This is a genomic window from Rathayibacter sp. AY1H2, from assembly GCF_002931985.1.
Lineage (GTDB): Bacteria > Actinomycetota > Actinomycetes > Actinomycetales > Microbacteriaceae > Rathayibacter.
Genome location: NZ_PSUV01000013.1, coordinates 41,346 through 59,868, shown reverse-complemented (window position 1 = coordinate 59,868; position 18,523 = coordinate 41,346). Strand labels below are relative to the sequence as shown.

Below are 18,523 nucleotides of genomic sequence, written 5' to 3'. Positions count from 1 at the left end.
GCAACCTCCGGAGGTCGACGGCTATTCCTGCGGGCGGGGTCCGACGTCCCCGGGCAGGAGCGCGTCGGAAGAGACGATCCCCGCCTCGAGCGCCGGCTCGCGGTAGGCGCGCCCGAGCGAGGCGACGGTGTCGTGCGCGTTCAGGCCGCTCGGGTTCGGCAGCACCCAGAGCGGCGCGCCCGCCACGTCCTCCTCCTGCCTGCCCTGCACCGCCCTGCGGCGTCCGAACGCGATCCGGTAGGCGGTGATGCCGACGACCGCGACGGCCCGGGGCCGCACCCGCTCCACGGTGGCGACCAGCCGCTGAGCGCCCTCGCGCAGCTCCTCCGCGGTCAGCTCGTCGGCACGGGCGGTCGCCCGGGAGGCGAGATTGGTGATGCCGACGCCGCGGGAGACGAGCTCCGCGCGGTCCGCGGCGCTCATCCCCTCGGACACGCGCGGCGCGCGCTCGAGGATCCCGGCCGCGACGAGCGCCGGGTAGAAGCGGTTGCCGGGGTGGGCGAAGTGCGCGCCGGTGGCGGCGGTCCACAGCCCCGGGTTGATGCCGACGAAGAGGAGCCGGACGTCGTCGCCCAGCAGGTCCTCGACGGTGCGGTCCTGGAACGCTGCGAGCTCGGCGCGGGTGAACGGCATGCGACCATCCTGCCGCGGCGCAAGTCCTCTCGGCTCGGGGTCGCCGGTGCCAGCATGGAGGCATGACGAACGCATCCCAGGACCACCCGATCCAGCACGGCAGCGACGACGCGCAGCTCGACGAGAAGCTGCGCGGCGTGCTGCTGCAGGTCGCCGGCGACGCCGAGCTGCGACCGGAGGAGGACGTCGAGACCCTGCTGCGCCAGCGCCTGCGCGACACGCGGATCTCGATCTCGGACGAGGCGATCCCGGGGCTCGCCAAGCGCATCCCCGGACTCATGCAGCGCGGGGGCGGCGACGTGAACCCCGGGGCGCACTAGCCCCGAGGGACGGGCGCGGGTCGAGCGGCCGCTCGGGCCGCGCCGGCTCGCGCTACTCGGGGACCGCCGGGCCCTTGCGGTGGTGGTCGAACACCAGGCTCGTGCGCGTCGAGGCCACCGCCGGGTTCGCCGAGAGGTTCGAGACCACGAAGTCCCGCACGTCGCTGGAGTCGCGGACCGCGACGTGGATGATGAAGTCCTCCGAGCCGCCGAGGAAGAACACCTGCACCACCTCGGGCAGCGCGCGGATCTCCTCCGCGAAGCGCGTGATCGCCTGGCGCTGGCCGACGCGGATGCTGACGCTGATCAGCGCCTGCAGGGTCAGGCCGAGCGCCGCCGGGTCGAGCTCGGCGGTGAAGCCGGTGATGACGCCGCGCTCGACGAGGCCCCGGACGCGTGCGACGCAGGTCGACGGGGCGATGCCGGCGCGCTCGGCGAGCCGGCTGTTGGGCGTCCGCGCGTCTGCGCGGAGGAGGCGCACCAGGGTCCGGTCGACCGGATCCAGGTCGTCGAGGTCGTGCAGATCCTTCGGTGGCATGCGCCCGCTCCCCCACTCCGTCGACGAACCTTCGGCCCGTGCGGTGACTTCCGACCGATTATGCAGAATTCCTCCGCCCCGGGCACGATCTTCGCACGATGGGGGCAGAGCCGGTGCAGGATCGGCGCCCACCGCCCGCCCCGCGGGCCGCAGCGAAGGAGCCGCCGTGCGCGTCGGGATCCCCACCGAGATCAAGAACAACGAGAACCGGGTCGCCGCCACTCCGGCCGGCGTCCACGAGCTGGTGCGCCGCGGACACGAGGTCCTGGTCGAGGCCGGCGCGGGCCTGGGCTCCCGCGTGTCGGACGACGACTTCCGCCGCGCCGGCGCCCGCGTCGTCGACGGGCCCGACGAGGTCTGGGGCGAATCCGAGCTGGTCCTCAAGGTCAAGGAGCCGATCGAGGCCGAGTACCCGCGGATGCGCCGCGACCAGGTGCTCTTCACCTACCTCCACCTCGCCGCCTCCCGCCCGTGCACCGATGCGCTGCTCGCCGCTGGGACGACCTCCATCGCCTACGAGACGGTCCAGCTGGACGACCGGCGGCTGCCGCTGCTCTCGCCGATGAGCGAGGTCGCCGGGCGCCTGTCGATCACGGTCGGCGCGTACCACCTCATGAGCGCCGTCGGCGGACGGGGCACGCTGCTCGGCGGGGTCCCCGGCACTCCGAAGGCGAAGGTCGTCGTGATCGGCGGCGGCACGGCCGGCGAGCACGCCGCGGCCAACGCCCTCGGCATGGGGGCCGACGTCACGATCGTCGACCTCTCGCTCCCCCGCCTCGCGCAGCTCGAGAACCGCTTCCAGGGCGCGATCCAGACCCGCGCCTCCTCGGCCTACGAGATCGCCGCGCAGCTGGCCGACGCCGACCTCGTGATCGGATCCGTCCTCATCCCGGGCGCCAAGGCGCCCAAGCTGGTGACCGACGAGATGGTCGCCACGATGAAGCCGGGCTCGGTGCTGGTCGACATCGCGATCGACCAGGGCGGCTGCTTCGAGGGCTCGCGTCCGACCACGCACGACGACCCGGTGTTCCCCGTGCACCGGAGCGTCTACTACTGCGTCGCGAACATGCCCGGCGCCGTTCCCGAGACCTCGACCCGCGCGCTCACCAACGCGACGCTCCCCTACGCGCTCGCGCTGGCCGACCGCGGGTGGCGGGCCGCCCTGGCCGCCGACCCGGCGCTCGCCCGCAGCCTGAGCACCCACGACGGCCGGGTGACGAACACCGCCGTCGCCGCGGCCTTCGACCTCCCGGCCGTGCCGGTGGAGTCGCTGCTGCTCTAGGCGCCCGCGGACGCGAGGCCGAGCCCCCCGAGGATCTCGGCGATCTCCTCCTCCGGAGCGCCGCCCACGTCGACCGTGACGTGGAGCTCGTCGTCGCCGAGGGGCTCGAGCGCCTCGAACTGCGAGTCGAGCAGCGTGGTCGGCATGAAGTGGCCGACCCGCGAGGCGAGCCGCCCGGCGATACGGTCCCTCGATCCCGCGAGGTGCGCGAAGACGAGGTCGTCGCGGCGCAGGACGTCGCGGTAGCGGCGGCGCAGGGCCGAGCAGGTCACGACGACCGAGCCGCCCGCGGCGATCCGCTGGTCCACCACGCGGGCGATCTCGGCCAGCCAGGGCGCCCGGTCCTCGTCGGTCAGCGGGATGCCGGCGTGCATCTTGTCGACGTTCGCCTGCGGGTGCAGGTCGTCCCCCTCGAGGAACTCCCAGCCGAGTCGGCGCGCCAGGAGCGACGCGACGGTCGACTTGCCGCTGCCGGAGACGCCCATGACGACGACGGCGCGGACGGGGACGGTGGGAAGAGCGGTCATCAGATACCTCCTACGAAGAGACCGATCAGGAGGACCCCGGCGAGCCCGGTCACCGAGACCAGGCACTCCATCACGGTCCAGGTCTTGAGCGTCTGGCCGATGCTGAGCCCGAGGTACTCCTTCACCAGCCAGAACCCGGCGTCGTTGACGTGCGACAGGAACACCGAGCCGGCGCCGATCGCGAGCACCATGAGGGCGACCATCGGCCCGTCCATGGTCTCGGTCAGCGGCTGGAGGATCCCTGCGGCGGTCACGGTGGCGACGGTCGCGGAGCCGGTGGCGACGCGGATCACGACGGCCACGAGCCAGGCGAGCAGCAGCGCCGAGGCGCCGCTCCCCTCCGCGAGCTGGGCGACCACCCCGCCGATCCCGGTGTCGACGAGGACCTGCTTGAAACCGCCGCCCGCGCCGACGATGAGCAGGATGCCCGCGATCGGCGGCAGCGAGCTCGAGAGCGAGGCCTGCAGCTCGGTGCGGTTCATCCGGCCGCCGCGTCCGAGCAGGACCAGACCGGCCAGAAGCGCGATCCCCAGCGCGATGGTCGGTGTGCCGAGGAAGTCGAGGGCGCCCTTCCAGGCGTCCGTGGATCCGGGGGCCGCGATGTCGGCGATCGCCTTGCCCAGCATCAGCACGACCGGCAGCAGGATGCTCGCGACGGCGGCGGCGAAGCCCGGGCGGTGCTCGCGCGTCTCGCCCGCGCCCTCGCCGAAGAGCGGCGGCGTCTCCACCGGCGCCCAGCGGGCGGCGACCCGGCCGAAGAGCGGGCCGGCGACGACGACGGTGGGGATCGCAACCAGGACGCCGAACGCGAGGGTCACGCCGAGGTTCGCGCCGAGCGCGTCGATCGCGACCAGCGGTCCGGGGTGGGGCGGGACGAGGCCGTGCATCACCGAGAGGCCGGCGAGCGTCGGGATCGCCACCTTCATCAGCGGCAGACCGCTCCGGCGGGCGACCAGGATCACGACCGGGATCAGCAGCACGAGCCCGACCTCGAAGAACATCGGCAGCCCGATCAGCGCGCCGACGAAGCCCATCATCCAGGGCAGCGCGCGAGTGCTCGAGCGGGCGATGAGGGTGTCCACGATGCGGTCCGCGCCGCCCGAGTCGGCGAGGAGCTTGCCGTACATCGCGCCGAGGCCGATGAGGATGCCGACGCCGCCCATGGTGTTGCCGAACCCCAGCGCGAAGCTGGCGACCGCGTCCGCCGCCGCCAGCCCCGCGATCAGGCCCGTCGTCAGCGCTCCGATCAGCAGGGAGACGAAGGGGTGCAGCTTCAGCCAGGTGATCAGCACGACGATCACGGCGATGCCGACGACGGCGGCGAGGATCAACTGCCCCTGCCCGGCGGTGGTGGCGGGGGCGTCCCCGGCGGCGGCGCGGAGGGCGGGGAGGAGGGTCGGTGTCATGAGCGTCCTTGGTCGAGCCGACGGCCAGCGGCCGGCTTTTGTCCGACATAACCTGCGTGTGTCCCGATCATGCCTGAAGATCGGCCGGGGCGCGACTCCGGCGATGGCAGGATGACCGCATGCCCGCGCCGACGCCCTCGCTGCACCACTCGGTGCTGGACGAGCTCGGCTCGCAGATCGTGCGCGGCGAGCTCGCGCCGGGCACCACCTTCAGCGCCGACGAGCGTGCGGAGCGGCGCGGGGTCTCCCGCTCGGTGATGCGGGAGGCGGTGCGCGTCCTCGAGACGCTCGGGCTCGTGACGTCCCGCCGCCGCGCGGGGACGCGGGTACAGCCTCCGGAGTGCTGGAACGCCCTGGACACGCGGGTCGTCGCATGGGGACTGGACGGCCCGGACCGGCGGCGCCAGCTGCACCAGCTCAGCGAGCTCCGCCTCGGGGTGGAGCCGCTCGCGGCCCGGCTCGCCGCGGCGAACGCGACCGAGGAGCAGCGGCGGACGCTCACGGAGGCGGGCGACGCCCTCTCCACCCACTCCCGCGCAGCCGACCAGTCCGCCTACCTCGCCGCCGACACCGCCTTCCACCGCTCCCTCCTGGCCGCGTCCGGCAACCGGATGCTCGCGCATCTGGGCGATCTGGTCGCCGAGGTCCTCGCCGGCCGCACCCGCAATGCGCTCATGCCGCGCGAGGCCGACTCCACCGCGGTGCGGCTGCACCGGGCGGTGGCCGCCGCCGTCGCCTCGGGCGACGCGGACGCTGCGGAGGCCGCGATGCGGGCGATCGTCGAGGAGTCGGACCGGGCGGTGCAGGAGAGCTGACGGGGTTGCACGCCCGCAGCGCCGCGCGCACAGTGGAGCGCATGGTCGAGGGATACACGTCCGCGCAGGTGCGGGCCGCCGAGGCTCCGCACCTGGCCCGGCGGGAGCCGCTGATGCAGCGCGCCGCCGACGGCCTCGCCCGCGAGCTGCGTCTCGTGCTCGCCGGGCGCTCCGACCGCTCCCGTCCGGCCTCGGTGCTCGTCCTGGTCGGTCCGGGCGACAACGGCGGTGACGCGCTCTACGCGGCCGCCGAGCTCTCCTCCTCCGGAACCGACGTCGTCCTCGTCCTCACGGCCGAGCGGGTGCACCGCCGGGGCCTCGCCGTGGCGCTCGACGAGGGCTGCGGGCAGGTGCCGGCCGACGACGCGCCCGGCCTCGCGGCGGCGGTGGCGCGGGCGGACGTCCTGGTCGACGGGATCCTCGGCATCGGAGCGACGGAGCCCGCGCTGCGGGGGCGGCCGCGCGTCGTCGTCGAGGCGGTGCTCGACGCGCTGGAGCGGCGGGCCGAGCGCCCGGTGGTCGTCGCGGTCGACCTGCCGAGCGGCGTCCATCCCGACGACGGGTCGGTCCCCGATCCCACCGTGCTGCGCGCCGATGTGACGGTCGCCTTCGGCGCGATCAAGGCCGGTCTGCTGCTGCCTCCGGGCGACTCCTACGCGGGCCGTCTGCGCCTGGTCGACATCGGCCTCGGCCCGGACCTGGCCGGAGTGGAGCCCGCGGTCCGCGAGTGAGTGAGCGGCTCAGGAGGGAGCGAGGAGGTGCGCCTTCTCGGGGTGCTGCTCGAACCACTGCCCGACGTACCAGCACATCGGTACGACGCTCCGCCCGCCGGCGGCCTCGATGTCGTCGACGGCGAAGGAGACCAGCTCCCCTGCGAGCCCGCGGCCTCGGAAGGGCGGGGTCGTGAAGGAGCGGACGAGGGAGACGCTGCCGGGCGCCTCGCGGTAGTCGAGGACGCCCACCAGGGCGCCGTCGAGGTGGAGCTCGTAGCGCGACGCGTCGTCCGCCCGGCGGAAGTCCTTGGCCATGCCTCCAGAGTAGGACGGCCCGGACGGATCAGGCCTCGTCGCCGAGCATCTCGCCGTCGACGTAGAGCCAGCGACCGTCCTCGCGCAGGAAGCGGCTGCGCTCGTGCACGAGGCCGGGGCCGGCGGGCGAGCGGTAGGAGGCGCGGAACTCGACCAGGCCCTCCTCGTCGCCCTCCCCGCCGAACGAGGTGTCGACGATCTGGAGCCGGCGCCACTGGACGTCGGGATCGAGGTCGATGCGGCGCGGCCGGGTCGAGGGGTGCCAGCTCGCGAGCAGGTAGGGAGCGCTGCCGAGGACGTTCGCGCTGTAGCGGCTGCGCATCAGGCGCTCCGCCGTCGGCGAGGGCTCCTCGCCGAGGTGGGCGGGGCGGCAGCAGTCGGCGTAGTGGCGGCGGCTTCCGCAGGGGCAGGAGTCGGCGGGGTGCATCCGGCCAGTGTGGCAGGCGATGCGACGCCCCCGGCCCGCCGAGGCTCCGGCGAGCGCCGCGACTCCCCGGACCGTCCAGGTGTGCATCCCCTCCACATCCGCTCCGCCGCCTTGAGGGTGCCGCCGGATCCCGGCAACGTGGCCCCCTCATCGACCACGGACGGAAGGAACGACCCGATGCTCACGCTCACCGACAACGCCAGCACCGTCGTCAAGACCATCACCGGGCAGACCGAGACCCCCGTCGAGGGAGGCCTGCGCATCAGCGGCACCGATCTCGACGCCCGCAACTTCGCGGTCGCGGTCGCCGCGGCCCCCGAGACGACGGACGCCGTCGTGGAGCAGGACGGAGCGCGCGTGTTCCTCGACGTCGCCGCCTCCGTCGCTCTCGGCGACAAGGTCCTCGACGCGCAGGTGGACGAGGGCGGCTCCGTCAGCTTCGGGATCGCTCCCCAGGACTGACCCCGTCGACATCGGAGGCCGCCCCCACCGCAGTGCGGGAGGGCGGCCTCCGTCGTCCCAGGATCAGGAGAGGACGTCGCGAGTGGTGAAGCGGCCGATCGCGAGCGACCCGAACACGGCGACGTAGGCGAGCTGGAGCAGCGCGTTCTCGCCGAAGGAGCTCCACGCGATCGGGTCGCGCAGGAGATCGGCGAAGTCGAACCACCGGTCCGTCAGCAGGAACGGGTGGAGGGCGTCCAGCTGCGAGAGCGAGCCGACGATCTGCGCCGCGATGGAGACGACGACGGTGGCCGCCATGGCGCCGACCGGCACATCGGTCAGCGTCGAGATGAAGAGGCCGATCGCCGAGAGCCCGACGAGCGAGAGCGCCGCGTACACGGCGATCGCCAGGGCCCGGCCGATCGCGTCGCCGAGCGGGACGGTGCTGCCGGAGAGCAGCGTCACCGGTCCCGCCGGGAAGAGCGCCAGGCCGATCAGGATCCCGACCACCATGACGGTGAGCGCTGCGGCGAGGCAGAAGGCGAGGGAGGCGGCGAACTTCACCGCGAGCAGCCGCACCCGGCCGACGGGGCTGACCAGCAGGTAGCGCAGCGTCCCGAGCGAGGCCTCGCCCGCGATCGCGTCGCCGGCGACGACCCCGACCGTGAGCGGGAGGAACAGCGGGACGGCGACCGTGATGGCCGCGAAGCCGGTGAAGAGGCCGTTGCCGGCGATCGCGCCCACGAAGGAGGGCCCGCCTCCGTCGCCGCCCGAGAGCCGCACCGCGACGGCGAGCAGGATCGGGATGGCGGCCAGGGCCGCGAGCAGCGCCCAGGTGCGGCGCCGGCGGAAGAGCAGGGCGAGCTCGGAGGCGAGCAGGGACCCGATCCCCGCGCGGCGGACGGTCGCGTCAGCGCTCGACATCGAAGCCCTCCCCGGTCAGCTCGACGAAGCGCTCCTCGAGCGAGGGGCGGCGGACGGCGAACCCGCGGACGCGGACGTCGGCCCGCACGAGGTCGGCCACCAGCGTCTCGGCCGCGAGCAAGGGCGGCAGAGCGGCGACGACCAGCGGCGGATCGGCGGGGTGCGGGCCCGGCGCGGTGCGCGGCTCCAGACCCCGGGTGTGCAGAGCCACGATCGCGCGCTCGCGGTCGGGCGTCAGCAGCTCGACCGAGGCGGCGTCCCCGCGCAGCTCGTCGAGCCCGCCCTGGGCGACGAGGCGCCCGGTGCGCATGACGGCGGCGTGGGTGCAGAGCTGCTCGATCTCGGCGAGGAGGTGGCTGGAGACGAGGACGGTCGTGCCGTCCTGGTTCAGTCCGCGCACCAGAGCGCGGACCTCGCGGGTGCCCTGCGGGTCGAGGCCGTTCGTGGGCTCGTCCAGCACGATCAGGTCGCGCGGCGAGAGCAGGGCGACCGCGATGCCGAGCCGCTGCTTCATCCCCAGGGAGTAGGAGCCGACCTTCTTGCGCGCCGCGGCCGAGAGGCCGACGCGGGCGAGGGCCTCCTTCGCGCGGGTGTCGCGGGTGCGGGACGAGGTGCCCGCCTCCGCGGCGTCGAAGCGCCGGAGGTTGGCCGCTCCGGAGAGGAACGGGTAGAAGCCCGGCCCCTCGACCAGCGCCCCCACCCGGGGCAGGACCTCGGCCGCGCGCCGGGGCATCGCCTGCCCGAGGACGGTGATGCTGCCCACGGTCGGCGCGGCGAGGGCGAGCAGCATCCGGATCGTCGTTGTCTTGCCCGAGCCGTTCGGGCCGAGGAAGCCGAAGACGGCGCCGCGGGGAACGGCGAGGTCGAGACCGGAGACCGCCTCCTGGCGCCCGAAGCGCTTGGTGAGGCCTCGCGTCTCGACTGCGAGCTCGCCCGCCGTCACCGAGCGGAGGCCGCGTCGCGGAGCGCCTCGGCCGGGACCGCGCCGGCGAGGACGCGTCCGTCGTCGGTGACGAGGACGGTCAGCAGGGCGGAGGAGAGGATGCGGCCCCCGTCGACCGGCGTGGTGACCGCGTCGAGCGAGGAGAGCGCGTCGGCGTCACCGGCGGGCAGCTCGACGACGCTCGTCCAGCCGGAGCCCGTGGTGACGACGTCGGAGCGCTCGGCCGTGTCCGCGGCGGGCGCGTCGGAGGCGTCCGCCGCGTCGTCGACCGGAGCGGCCTGCTCCGTCACCTCGGCGCCGGCCGGGGGCGTGAAGGAGAAGAGGGACGCGTCGGGTGTCGAGAAGTCGATGCTCGTGTACGCGACGCTGAACGCGGGCGCGGTGCCCCCGCGGGCGGTCACGGCTACCCCGAGCGGGAGGCCCGTCTCGCCGTCGATCGAGACGGTCACGGAGCCCACGAGGGTGCCGCCGTCGCGGGGCGTGAGCACGAGCTCGTACGCATCGCGCCCGGCGACGCTGACGTCCGAGCCGACCGCGACCGTGGTCGTCGGGTCGATCGCGGCGAGCAGCTGCTCGGCGGCGGACGACGGCGTCACGACCTGATCGCCCGGCGAGGCCTCGGGCGCTCCGCCCGCGGGAGGCACGAGGTGGGTGGCGGTGTTCGCGCTCGAGTCGTAGATCCAGACTCCGTCGGTCGTCGAGGCGACGACGTCGCGCTCGGCCAGCCGGTCGAGCACCTGGAGGCGCGCGCCCTTCTCGGCGTCGACGTACACGCGCGCCTGGTGCGAGCCGGTGGCGAGCTCGACGAGGGAGTCGGCGGGGTCGGCGGACGCCGAGCCGGCGGAGCCGCCGAGCGCCGAGAGGTCGGGCAGGCCGAGGTCCGAGGTCTGCTGGATCTCGCCGGAGAACGCCGTGGCGTCGCTCTCGGCGACGAAGGCGAGGAGGTCGGCGGCGGACTTCTCGGGGAGGTCCCCCGCGGCGCTCGCCGAGAGGGGGAGGGCGACGGCCGCGGCGACGACGACCGCGGGGACGACGGCGACGGGCGTCCAGCGCTTCCAGTCAATGCTCATGCCGGGAACGCTACGCCTCGAACCTCCGCGGCGGGCCCGGAACGTGCCGGTCCACAGCCTTCCGGAAGGGGGTGCGGTCGGAGACCGCGGCCGGGATGATCAGGGCATGGACCTCCCGTTCGCGCTCCCCCTCGCCCCGATGCTCGCCAAGGCCGTTCCGGCGGTGCCGGAGCAGACCGCCGTCGCGGGCGGATACTCCTACGAGCCGAAGTGGGACGGGTTCCGCGCGATCGTCTCGGTCTCCGGCGGGGAGTGCGAGATCGGGAGCCGCGGCTCCAAGCCGCTGACCCGGTACTTCCCCGAGCTCGTCGAGGCCTTCCTCCGGCTGCTCCCCGACGGCTGCGTGGTCGACGGCGAGATCGTCCTGGCGACCGGCGAGCCGGGAGCGCAGCGGCTCGACTGGGACCTGCTCTCGCAGCGCATCCATCCGGCCGCGAGCCGCGTGAGGATGCTGGCGGAGACCACCCCGGCGATGCTCGTCGCCTTCGACCTGCTCGCCGTGGACGGGCGCAGCATGCTCGAGGAGCCGTACTCGGCGCGGCGGGAGGCGCTCGCCGCGGTGATGGCCGGCGTCCCGCATCCGCTGCACCTCGGCCGCGCCACCGACGACGAGGCCCTGGCGCGCGACTGGCTGGAGCGCTTCGAGGGCGCAGGACTGGACGGCGTCGTGGCGAAGCCCCTGGCCGCGCCCTACTCCCCCGGGAAGCGCGCCGTGCTCAAGGTCAAGCACCACCGCACGGCCGACGTGATCGCGATCGGGTACCGCGAGCACGCCTCCAAGCCGGGCGTGGGCTCGATCCTGCTCGGCCTGCACGGCGACGACGGAGAGGTCCGCCAGGTCGGCGGGGCCTCGGCCTTCAGCGACGAGCGTCGCGTGCAGCTGCTGGAGGAGCTCGCGCCCGCGGTCGAGCGCGACGCGGAGGGAGCACCGGTGCGCGGCGAGGGGGAGCGGAGCCGGTTCTCGAGCGGCCGCGACACCTCCTTCGTGCGCCTGCGTCCCGAGCTCGTGCTCGAGGTCCGCTACGACCAGCGCGAGGGCGACCGCTTCCGGCACACCGTGCAGTTCGAGCGCTGGCGCCCGGACCGCGACGCCGCCTCCTGCACCATGGAGCAGCTGGAGCAGCCGACCGCGTACGACCTCGGCGACGTCCTCGTCTAGGCCTTCTTCGCGCGGCTGGGCTGCACGCGGGGCGGCTCGCCCGGCATCTTGGGGAAGTCGGGCGGGAACGGCAGCTCGCCGAGGCCGGCGGCGACATCGCGCTCCCACCAGCCGAGCAGGGCGTCGAGGTGACCGGGGGCGTCGTGCATCCGGGCCCACGGATCACCGCGCTCGGCGAGGCGCGCCGGGACCGTGCGGATCGTGAAGGCCCGCGGGTCGACGCCGTCGAGCTCGTCCCAGTCCAGCGGAGTGGAGACGGGAGCGTGCGCGAGCGGCCGCGGGCTGTAGGCACCGGCGATCGTGCGGTCGCGGTTGGCCTGGTTGAAGTCGACGAAGATCCGCTCGCCGCGCTCCTCCTTCCACCACGCCGTCGTGACCTGCTCGGGCATCCGCCGCTCCAGCTCGCGCGCCGCGGCGATCACCGCGTGGCGGACGTCGAGGAACTCGTGCTCGGCGACGATCGGCGCGAAGACGTGCAGGCCGCGGTTGCCGGACGTCTTCACGAACGGGTCGAGGCCGGCCTCCCGCAGGACCTCCCGCAGCGCGTGCGCGGCGACGACCGCGTCGGCGACGTCGGTGCCGGGCTGCGGGTCGAGGTCGATCCGGAGCTGGTCGGGCAGGTCGGGCGCATCGGCGCGGGACGCCCACGGGTGGAAGACGACGGTGTTCATCTGCGCCGCCCAGACGGCGGCCGCGGGCTCGTCGATCACGAGCTGCGGATGCACCCGCCCGCTCGGGTACGTCACCGGGACGGACCGGACGTACTCGGGCGCGCCCTTGGGCGGGTTCTTCGAGAAGAACTGCTCGCCCTCGATCCCGGAGGAGAACCGCTGCAGCGAGACGGGGCGGCCGCCGTTCGCCGCGACGAACGGCTCGCCGACGGCGATCAGGTACTCCGCGACCTCGCGCTTGGTGATGCCCGGCTCCGGGAACAGCACGCGCTCGGGGCTCGAGATCCGCACCTCCCGGTCGCCGTGCGGTCCGGGGACGGTGAGGACGACGGCGTCGCTGCTGGGCATCTGCTGAGGCTAGCCCGCGGCGCCGCCCGGCGACAGGGGTCCTCCGGGGCGTCGCCGCAGCCGGATCGGGCCCTTCGCCCGCGAGGGGTCGACGACCTGTCCGCCCTGCACGATGTCGATCTCGCCCCGGTCGACCAGGCGGCGCGCGGCCCGGCGGACGGGCTCCATCAGCGGCCGCCACTCCTCGCCGCCGACCCGGCGCGCGACCTCGGACGGGCACGCCGTCGACGACGCCGCTCGCGCGAGCAGGACGGTGCGGATCTCCTCCTCGAGGCGCGCCTCCTCCGGTCCGACTCCGCGACGGCGGCAGGCGTCCGAGCAGTAGCGGACGTCGTTCCAGTCCCGTGCCCACTTCGCGCGCCACTCGATCTCGCGACCGCAGGAGGCGCAGGTCTTGCTCTCGGGATGCGCGGTGGACGTGCGCTGACGGTGGGCCATGCCCTCGAGTCTGCGCGCAGACCGCGGCCGCGGCGACGGGTTGCGCTGAGGGCGAGCGACGGGTGCGCGGGCTCCGGCGCCGAGGACGGGCACCCGATGCGGCGTGATCGGGAACAGGGAGCGGCGGATCGGCGTTCCCCGAGGTGGCGGCGTCATACTCCGCAATGGGGCGGCCCTCCCCCGGCCGGTGCGCCAGTCTGGAGGAGCCGTGCTGCGGCGCGACGGCGGGCCACCACCCCGTGCCGCATCCTCGATCGATCAGGAGTCTCCGATGAGCCGCGAGAACCTCGCCACCACCCCGGACCGCGAGCCGGAGCACCGCGCCTTCGCCGGACTCTCCCCGGAGGACTTCAAGCTCGCGTTCCGCAACCACGCCGCCGGAGTCGCGCTGATCACCGCCGACCCGGGCACCGGCCCGGTCGCCCTGACCGCGACCTCCGTCTTCTCGGTGAGCGCCGAGCCGCCGCTGTTCGTCTTCTCGCTCTCGTCCGCCTCGTCCAGCTCTCCGGCCATCCAGGCGTCCGAGACGCTGGTCGTGCACCTGCTCGGGGCGGAGCAGCTCGACCTGGCGCGCCTGGGCTCGACCAGCGGCATCGACCGCTTCGCCGACACGTCGCTCTGGTCGCGGCTGCCCACGGGCGAGCCGTTCTTCCCGGGCGCCGCCGCCTGGATCCGCGGCACGGTGATCAACCGCATGGAGGCGGGATCGTCCACGATCGTCGCCGTGCACGCCCTCGAGGCCCACGTGCCCGAGGACTCCGAGACCACGGCGCCGCTCGTCTACCACAACCGCACCTGGCACCACCTCGGCGAGCACTCCCGCCTCAGCTGAGCTCCGCGGGCGCTCCGGAGCAGGCGGTTCAGGCCTCCGACCCGGTCGCCACCGTCCGGCCCGGCGTGCTCGACCACTGCGACCAGGAGCCCGGGTAGAGCGCCGGCGCGAAGCCCGCGAGCGTGAGCGCGACGACGTCGACCGCGGCCGAGACGCCGCTGCCGCAGTACACGCCGACGGGGGCGTCCTCCCGCACGCCGAGCGCCTCGAATCCCGCGCGCAAGTCCGAGGCGGGCCGGAACCGCCCCTCGGAGTCGAGCGCCGCGGACGCCGGAGCGTTCCGAGCGCCGGGGATGCGGCCCGCCCGCGGGTCGATCGGCTCGACCTCGCCGCGGTACCGCTCAGGGGCGCGGGCGTCGAGCAGGACGCCCGCCGAGGGCAGCGCCGCCGCCTCGTCGATGTCCAGCACCGGGAGCCGACCGTAGGCCAGCTCGACGTCGCCCCGCTCGCGCGGGACGTCGCCCGTCTCGAGCTCCCGCCCCGAGCGGATCCAGCCGGCGAGCGACCCGTCGAGCAGGCGGACGTCCTCCACTCCCGTCGCCCGCAGCAGCCACCAGGCCCGCGCGGCCGGGACGCTACGCGCGTCGTCGTACACGACGACGGACCGGCCCCGGCGGAGCCCCCAGCCGCGCGCCGCCTCCTGCAGCACCTCGATCGGAGGCAGCGGGTGGCGCCCCTCCTCCGGCTCGCCGTGGGCGGCCAGCTCGTGATCGAGGTCGACGTGCACCGCGCCGGGCAGGTGACCCGCGAGGTACTCCGGGCGGCCGTCGGGCCGGTCGAGGCGCCAGCGCACGTCGAGGACGAGCGGCGGCTCGGTGGAGGCCATGAGCTCGGCGAGCTCGTCGGGGGTGACCAGCAGGCTCTCGCGGCTGGAGGGGGTCGTCGGGGTCATGGCGTCCTTCCGATCCGCGTCGTCGGCGGAGTCCTGCCCCAGCATGCCGGGTCGCCCGGCGGCGCGGGAGCTCGGGCGGCAGCGGAGCATCAGTGCGCGAGGCGCCTTGTCGATGGTCGTCTGCCGGAGAGCCTCTCGCGCAGGCGGGTCGTCTTCGCCACTCGATACCCGCGAGCGTGGCCCGGAGGCCTGCAGGGGACCGCTCGGGCCTGAGAGCGGAGGGCGGCGGCTCTCGTCGTCCGAGGACCGCCGAAGGCCCGCCCCTCCGGCAGGGGCGGACCTTCGCTGCCTTCAGTTGGACTCGCAGGCGAACCCGTCGTCGTCCCTGTCGAGCCCTGCGACATCGCCGTAGTACGGGTAGTACAGGTCGAAGTACCGCTGAGCTGAGGCCTGGTCCGGGAAGTCGTCGCAGTTCACAGCGTCGCCGGGATAAGCAGGTCGTCCCGGGCCGGGCGCCGGTGCCGGCGCCGGCGCCGCGGCCTGCGTGCTCGCCCAGAGTGCGCGGCCCTGCGGCGAGTAGATCACCAGGTTGCCGTCGTTCTGCATGACCATCCGGGAGCCCGGGCTGCCCGCCGTGCCGGACTGCCAGCGCGCTCCGCCGGAGCCCGCGTAGACCACGGCGTTGCCGTCGGACTGCATCTCGAGCCGGTTGCCGCCTCCGGACGTGCCGGCCGCCCAGCGGGCCGAGCCGCGCGAGTAGACGACGAGGTTGCCGTCGCCCTGCATGACCGCCTCGCTCCCTCCGTCGGAGGAGCGCAGCAGCTGACCGGACGTGAGCCGGTTCCCGGAGGAGAGGGTGTCCCGGACGGCGGGCGCGGGCGGCGCCGGAGGAGTGTCGCTCGCCCACAGCGCGCGGCCCGAGGCGGAGTAGACGACCAGGTTGCCGTCGTTCTGCATCTGCAGGCGGGATCCCGGGTTGCCCGCCGTACCCGAGGCCCAGAGGGGTCGGCCCGAGGCGGAGGTGACCACGGCGTTGCCGTCGGACTGCATCGAGAGCGTCTCGCCCTCGCCCTGGGTGCCGGCGCCCCAGCGGACGTCCCCCCGCGAGTAGACCGCGAGATTGCCGTCGCCCTGCAGGGAGGCGCGCGACCGGCCGTCCGGCGAGGTGAGCTGCTGTCCCCGGCTGAGCCGCGAGCCGGAGGAGAGGACGTCGCGGATCTCAGGCGCGCGCGAGGTCGAGCTCGCCCAGAGCGGCCGTCCGGAGGCGGCGGTGATCACCAGGTTGCCGTCGTTCTGCATCCGCATCCGCGCGCCCGGGTTCCCGGGCGTTCCCGCCTGCCAGCGCACGCCGGACCCGGCGGCCGAGACCACCGCGTTCCCGTCGGTCTGCATCGCGAGGCGGTTGCCCGCTCCGGAGGTGACGGAGCTCCAGCGCGGGGATCCGTCCACGGAGACGACGAGATTGCCGTCGCTCTGCATCGCGGCGCGCGAGCGGCCGTCGGAGGCGGTCAGCTGCTGTCCCGGAGAGAGCTCGCGCCCGCTGTCGAGGACGTCGGCGATCGGCTCCGGCTCGGGCTCCTGCTCGTCGGCCGAGGACCAGGCCGTGTCCCCGTTCGGGCGGACGAGCACGAGCTGCCCGTCGTCCTGGATGAGGGCGAGCGCGCCGGTCTCTCCCGCGGTCCCGGACGCCCAGACGGGCGTGCCGGAGCCGGTCACGACGACGAGGTTGCCGTCCTCCTGCATCCGCACCGTGGTCGCTCCGGTGCCCTGGGTCCTGGTGCTCCAGACGGGGCGGCGCCCGGCGTCGTAGATCACGGCGTTGCCGTCCGCCTGCATCTCGAAGCTCGCGGAGTCTCCGTTCGAGAAGATGCGCTCCCCCGCGTCGAGCGAGTCGCCGCCGAGGAGAGCGTTCGTGTAGGTCTGCGATCCGCGCGCCTCTGCGGGCGGAGTCTCCCCCGGGACGAAGGCGGTCGGAGTCTCGGCGACGGCCTGCGTCGCGAGGGCGGACGGCGCCAGAGCGGCGGAACCGCCCGCGGCGAGCAGGCAGGCGAGGGCCATCGCCGCGAGGCGATGAGGAGGTCGTGGCACGGAGAGCCCTTTCGGAGGCGGCGGCGGAAGCCGGGGTCGAGCGGAGCCTGGCACGCGCTCGCCACGGCCGTCCATCCGGGCCGCGCGGAACCACTCAGCCGGAGCGGGCGATCCGCGCCGGCTGCGCGGGCGCCGCCTCCGGACCACGGAGCCTCCGGCCGGCTCGCGCGCCCCGGTCGGGGGCGGCGGCGATCGACGCGGATCGACGGAGGACGTGCTCCCACGGCCGGAGCGCACCCCGCGCGGGCGCCCCGGGAGGCGGCTCGGACCTCCCGCGGCACGGAGGAGGTCCCCGTTCCTCCTAAAATCGGAGGCATGTCGAAAGTGTTGAGCAGTCTGCCCGTGGGCGAGCGTGTCGGAATCGCATTCTCGGGAGGCCTCGACACATCCGTCGCCGTCGCCTGGATGCGCGAGAAGGGCGCGGTGCCCTGCACGTACACGGCCGACATCGGCCAGTACGACGAGCCCGACATCGAGAGCGTCCCGTCCCGCGCGGCCCAGTACGGCGCCGAGATCTCGCGCCTCGTCGACGCGAAGAGCGCGCTGGTCGAGGAGGGGCTCGTCGCCCTGCAGTGCGGCGCTTTCCACATCCGCTCCGGCGGCAAGACCTACTTCAACACCACCCCCCTCGGCCGCGCCGTGACCGGCACCCTCCTCGTCCGCGCCATGCGCGAGGACGGCGTCGACATCTGGGGCGACGGCTCGACCTACAAGGGCAACGACATCGAGCGGTTCTACCGCTACGGCCTGCTCGCCAACCCCCGCCTGCGCATCTACAAGCCCTGGCTCGACGTGCAGTTCGTCAACGAGCTCGGCGGCCGCACCGAGATGTCGGAGTGGCTGGTCGCCCGCGGCTTCCCCTACCGCGACGCCACCGAGAAGGCCTACTCGACCGACGCCAACATCTGGGGCGCCACCCACGAGGCCAAGCGCCTCGAGGAGCTCTCCAGCGGCCTCGAACTCGTCGAGCCGATCATGGGGGTCGCGTCGTGGCGCGACGAGGTCGAGATCGCCTCCGAGGTCGTCTCGGTGCGCTTCGAGGCCGGCCGCCCCGTCGCGCTGAACGGCGTCGAGTTCTCGGACGCCGTCGCGCTCGTGCTCGAGGCGAACGCGATCGGCGGACGCCACGGGCTCGGCGTCTCGGACCAGATCGAGAACCGGATCATCGAGGCCAAGAGCCGCGGCATCTACGAGGCCCCCGGCATGGCGCTGCTGCACATCGCCTACGAGCGCCTGCTGAACGCGATCCACAACGAGGACACCGTCGCCCAGTACCACTCGGAGGGCCGTCGTCTCGGCCGCCTGATGTACGAGGGCCGCTGGCTCGACCCGCAGTCGCTGATGCTGCGCGAGTCCATCCAGCGCTGGGTCGGCTCGGCCGTCTCCGGGGAGGTCACCCTGCGTCTGCGCCGCGGCGACGACTACACGATCCTCGACACGACCGGCCCCGCGCTGAGCTACCACCCGGACAAGCTCTCGATGGAGCGGGTCGGCGACGCCGCCTTCGGCCCCGAGGACCGCATCGGGCAGCTCACGATGCGCAATCTCGACATCGCCGACTCCCGCTCGCGGCTCGAGCAGTACGCGGCCGCCGGCCTCGTCGGCGGTCCGACCGCCGAGCTCGTCGGCGAGCTCGAGATCGGCGAGGCCGACGCGATCACCGAGGGCGGCGGGTCCGCAGCGGCCGATGCGCTCGGACGCGCCACCGACCTGGCCTCGGAGGGTGCGGCGTTCGACGCCGGAACCGACTGACCCCGCCCGTCCGACGCCCCCGCGCGCATCCGTCCCACCGGGACGCGAG

21 protein-coding genes are annotated in these 18,523 nt (G+C 74.3%); 8 read left to right on the top strand and 13 right to left on the bottom strand.

The features are described 5' to 3' along the window. Window positions 1–21: 21 nt before the first annotated feature. Window positions 22–633 carry a mismatch-specific DNA-glycosylase gene (locus C5C29_RS10850; RefSeq protein ID WP_104222562.1) on the bottom strand — a complete coding sequence of 204 codons (612 nt, stop codon included), beginning with the start codon at window positions 631–633 and terminating at the stop codon, window positions 22–24. Window positions 634–695: 62 nt separating this feature from the next. Between C5C29_RS10850 and C5C29_RS10845 the strand changes: the two genes are divergently transcribed. Further along, window positions 696–953 (top strand): hypothetical protein, encoded by a 258-nt coding sequence (locus C5C29_RS10845; protein WP_104222561.1) that lies wholly within the window; start codon window positions 696–698, stop codon window positions 951–953. Window positions 954–1,005: 52 nt separating this feature from the next. Here the strand turns inward: C5C29_RS10845 and C5C29_RS10840 are convergent, their stop codons facing one another. Beyond that, window positions 1,006–1,491 (bottom strand): Lrp/AsnC family transcriptional regulator, encoded by a 486-nt coding sequence (locus C5C29_RS10840; RefSeq protein WP_104222560.1) that lies wholly within the window; start codon window positions 1,489–1,491, stop codon window positions 1,006–1,008. Window positions 1,492–1,657: 166 nt separating this feature from the next. Here C5C29_RS10840 and ald point away from each other — a divergent pair, with 166 nt between their 5' ends. After that, entirely contained in the window at window positions 1,658–2,773 is a 1,116-nt protein-coding gene (gene ald, locus C5C29_RS10835; protein WP_104222559.1) for an alanine dehydrogenase, read from the top strand. Here ald and C5C29_RS10830 read toward each other — a convergent pair. Together C5C29_RS10830 and C5C29_RS10825 are read right to left on the bottom strand one after the other, a co-directional pair. Further along, window positions 2,770–3,300: a gluconokinase gene (locus tag C5C29_RS10830; RefSeq protein ID WP_104222558.1), complete on the bottom strand. Its 531-nt coding sequence runs from the start codon at window positions 3,298–3,300 to the stop codon at window positions 2,770–2,772. The genes ald and C5C29_RS10830 overlap by 4 nt on opposite strands. Further along, window positions 3,300–4,706, bottom strand: coding sequence for a GntP family permease (locus C5C29_RS10825; RefSeq protein WP_104273301.1), 1,407 nt, complete (start codon window positions 4,704–4,706; stop codon window positions 3,300–3,302). The genes C5C29_RS10830 and C5C29_RS10825 overlap by 1 nt, the downstream gene beginning before the upstream one ends. Window positions 4,707–4,825: 119 nt before the next feature. On the opposite strand from C5C29_RS10825, the gene C5C29_RS10820 reads away from it, so the two are divergent. After that, the gene (locus C5C29_RS10820) at window positions 4,826–5,521 is read left to right on the top strand and encodes a FadR/GntR family transcriptional regulator (protein WP_104222556.1); all 696 of its coding nucleotides are present in this window, start codon (window positions 4,826–4,828) and stop codon (window positions 5,519–5,521) included. A 41-nt stretch (window positions 5,522–5,562) separates the two neighbouring features. After that, window positions 5,563–6,252: an NAD(P)H-hydrate epimerase gene (locus tag C5C29_RS10815; protein ID WP_104267409.1), complete on the top strand. Its 690-nt coding sequence runs from the start codon at window positions 5,563–5,565 to the stop codon at window positions 6,250–6,252. A gap of 9 nt (window positions 6,253–6,261) precedes the next feature. On the opposite strand, the gene C5C29_RS10810 is transcribed toward C5C29_RS10815, so the two are convergent. Together C5C29_RS10810 and C5C29_RS10805 are read right to left on the bottom strand one after the other, a co-directional pair. Continuing rightward, entirely contained in the window at window positions 6,262–6,549 is a 288-nt protein-coding gene (locus C5C29_RS10810) for a GNAT family N-acetyltransferase (protein WP_104222554.1), read from the bottom strand. 28 nt (window positions 6,550–6,577) lie between these two features. Continuing rightward, window positions 6,578–6,976, bottom strand: coding sequence for a YchJ family protein (locus C5C29_RS10805; protein WP_104225449.1), 399 nt, complete (start codon window positions 6,974–6,976; stop codon window positions 6,578–6,580). A gap of 177 nt (window positions 6,977–7,153) precedes the next feature. Between C5C29_RS10805 and C5C29_RS10800 the strand changes: the two genes are divergently transcribed. Then, complete coding sequence (locus C5C29_RS10800; protein ID WP_104222553.1) at window positions 7,154–7,438, top strand: hypothetical protein; 285 nt, start codon at window positions 7,154–7,156, stop codon at window positions 7,436–7,438. A gap of 63 nt (window positions 7,439–7,501) precedes the next feature. Here C5C29_RS10800 and C5C29_RS10795 read toward each other — a convergent pair whose 3' ends face one another. From C5C29_RS10795 to C5C29_RS10785, 3 genes are read right to left on the bottom strand one after another with little or no spacing between them, the layout of a single operon-like run. After that, the gene (locus C5C29_RS10795; protein WP_104250736.1) at window positions 7,502–8,341 is read right to left on the bottom strand and encodes an ABC transporter permease; all 840 of its coding nucleotides are present in this window, start codon (window positions 8,339–8,341) and stop codon (window positions 7,502–7,504) included. Continuing rightward, a complete protein-coding gene (locus C5C29_RS10790) occupies window positions 8,328–9,284 on the bottom strand; it encodes an ABC transporter ATP-binding protein (RefSeq protein ID WP_104222551.1) in 957 nt (318 codons plus the stop codon). Before C5C29_RS10790 ends, C5C29_RS10795 begins: the two co-directional genes overlap by 14 nt. Beyond that, window positions 9,281–10,354: a DUF2092 domain-containing protein gene (locus tag C5C29_RS10785; protein ID WP_104222550.1), complete on the bottom strand. Its 1,074-nt coding sequence runs from the start codon at window positions 10,352–10,354 to the stop codon at window positions 9,281–9,283. Before C5C29_RS10785 ends, C5C29_RS10790 begins: the two co-directional genes overlap by 4 nt. 106 nt (window positions 10,355–10,460) lie before the next feature. Between C5C29_RS10785 and C5C29_RS10780 the strand changes: the two genes are divergently transcribed. Beyond that, window positions 10,461–11,513, top strand: a complete 1,053-nt coding sequence (locus C5C29_RS10780; protein WP_104222549.1) for an ATP-dependent DNA ligase — start codon at window positions 10,461–10,463, stop codon at window positions 11,511–11,513. On the opposite strand, the gene ligD is transcribed toward C5C29_RS10780, so the two are convergent. Together ligD and C5C29_RS10770 are read right to left on the bottom strand one after the other, a co-directional pair. Further along, window positions 11,510–12,532 (bottom strand): non-homologous end-joining DNA ligase, encoded by a 1,023-nt coding sequence (gene ligD, locus C5C29_RS10775; protein ID WP_181027141.1) that lies wholly within the window; start codon window positions 12,530–12,532, stop codon window positions 11,510–11,512. The genes C5C29_RS10780 and ligD overlap by 4 nt on opposite strands. A 9-nt stretch (window positions 12,533–12,541) precedes the next feature. Next, the gene (locus tag C5C29_RS10770) at window positions 12,542–12,970 is read right to left on the bottom strand and encodes a DUF2256 and DUF3253 domain-containing protein (RefSeq protein ID WP_104222548.1); all 429 of its coding nucleotides are present in this window, start codon (window positions 12,968–12,970) and stop codon (window positions 12,542–12,544) included. 271 nt (window positions 12,971–13,241) lie between these two features. Between C5C29_RS10770 and C5C29_RS10765 the strand changes: the two genes are divergently transcribed. After that, entirely contained in the window at window positions 13,242–13,802 is a 561-nt protein-coding gene (locus C5C29_RS10765) for a flavin reductase family protein (RefSeq protein ID WP_104222547.1), read from the top strand. 28 nt (window positions 13,803–13,830) lie between these two features. On the opposite strand, the gene C5C29_RS10760 is transcribed toward C5C29_RS10765, so the two are convergent. Continuing rightward, window positions 13,831–14,694 carry a sulfurtransferase gene (locus C5C29_RS10760; RefSeq protein WP_104222611.1) on the bottom strand — a complete coding sequence of 288 codons (864 nt, stop codon included), beginning with the start codon at window positions 14,692–14,694 and terminating at the stop codon, window positions 13,831–13,833. A gap of 291 nt (window positions 14,695–14,985) precedes the next feature. Beyond that, entirely contained in the window at window positions 14,986–16,692 is a 1,707-nt protein-coding gene (locus tag C5C29_RS10755) for an excalibur calcium-binding domain-containing protein (protein WP_146082213.1), read from the bottom strand. Window positions 16,693–17,037: 345 nt separating this feature from the next. Between C5C29_RS10755 and argG the strand changes: the two genes are divergently transcribed. Beyond that, window positions 17,038–18,474 (top strand): argininosuccinate synthase, encoded by a 1,437-nt coding sequence (gene argG / locus C5C29_RS10750; protein WP_104222545.1) that lies wholly within the window; start codon window positions 17,038–17,040, stop codon window positions 18,472–18,474. Window positions 18,475–18,523: the final 49 nt, after the last annotated feature.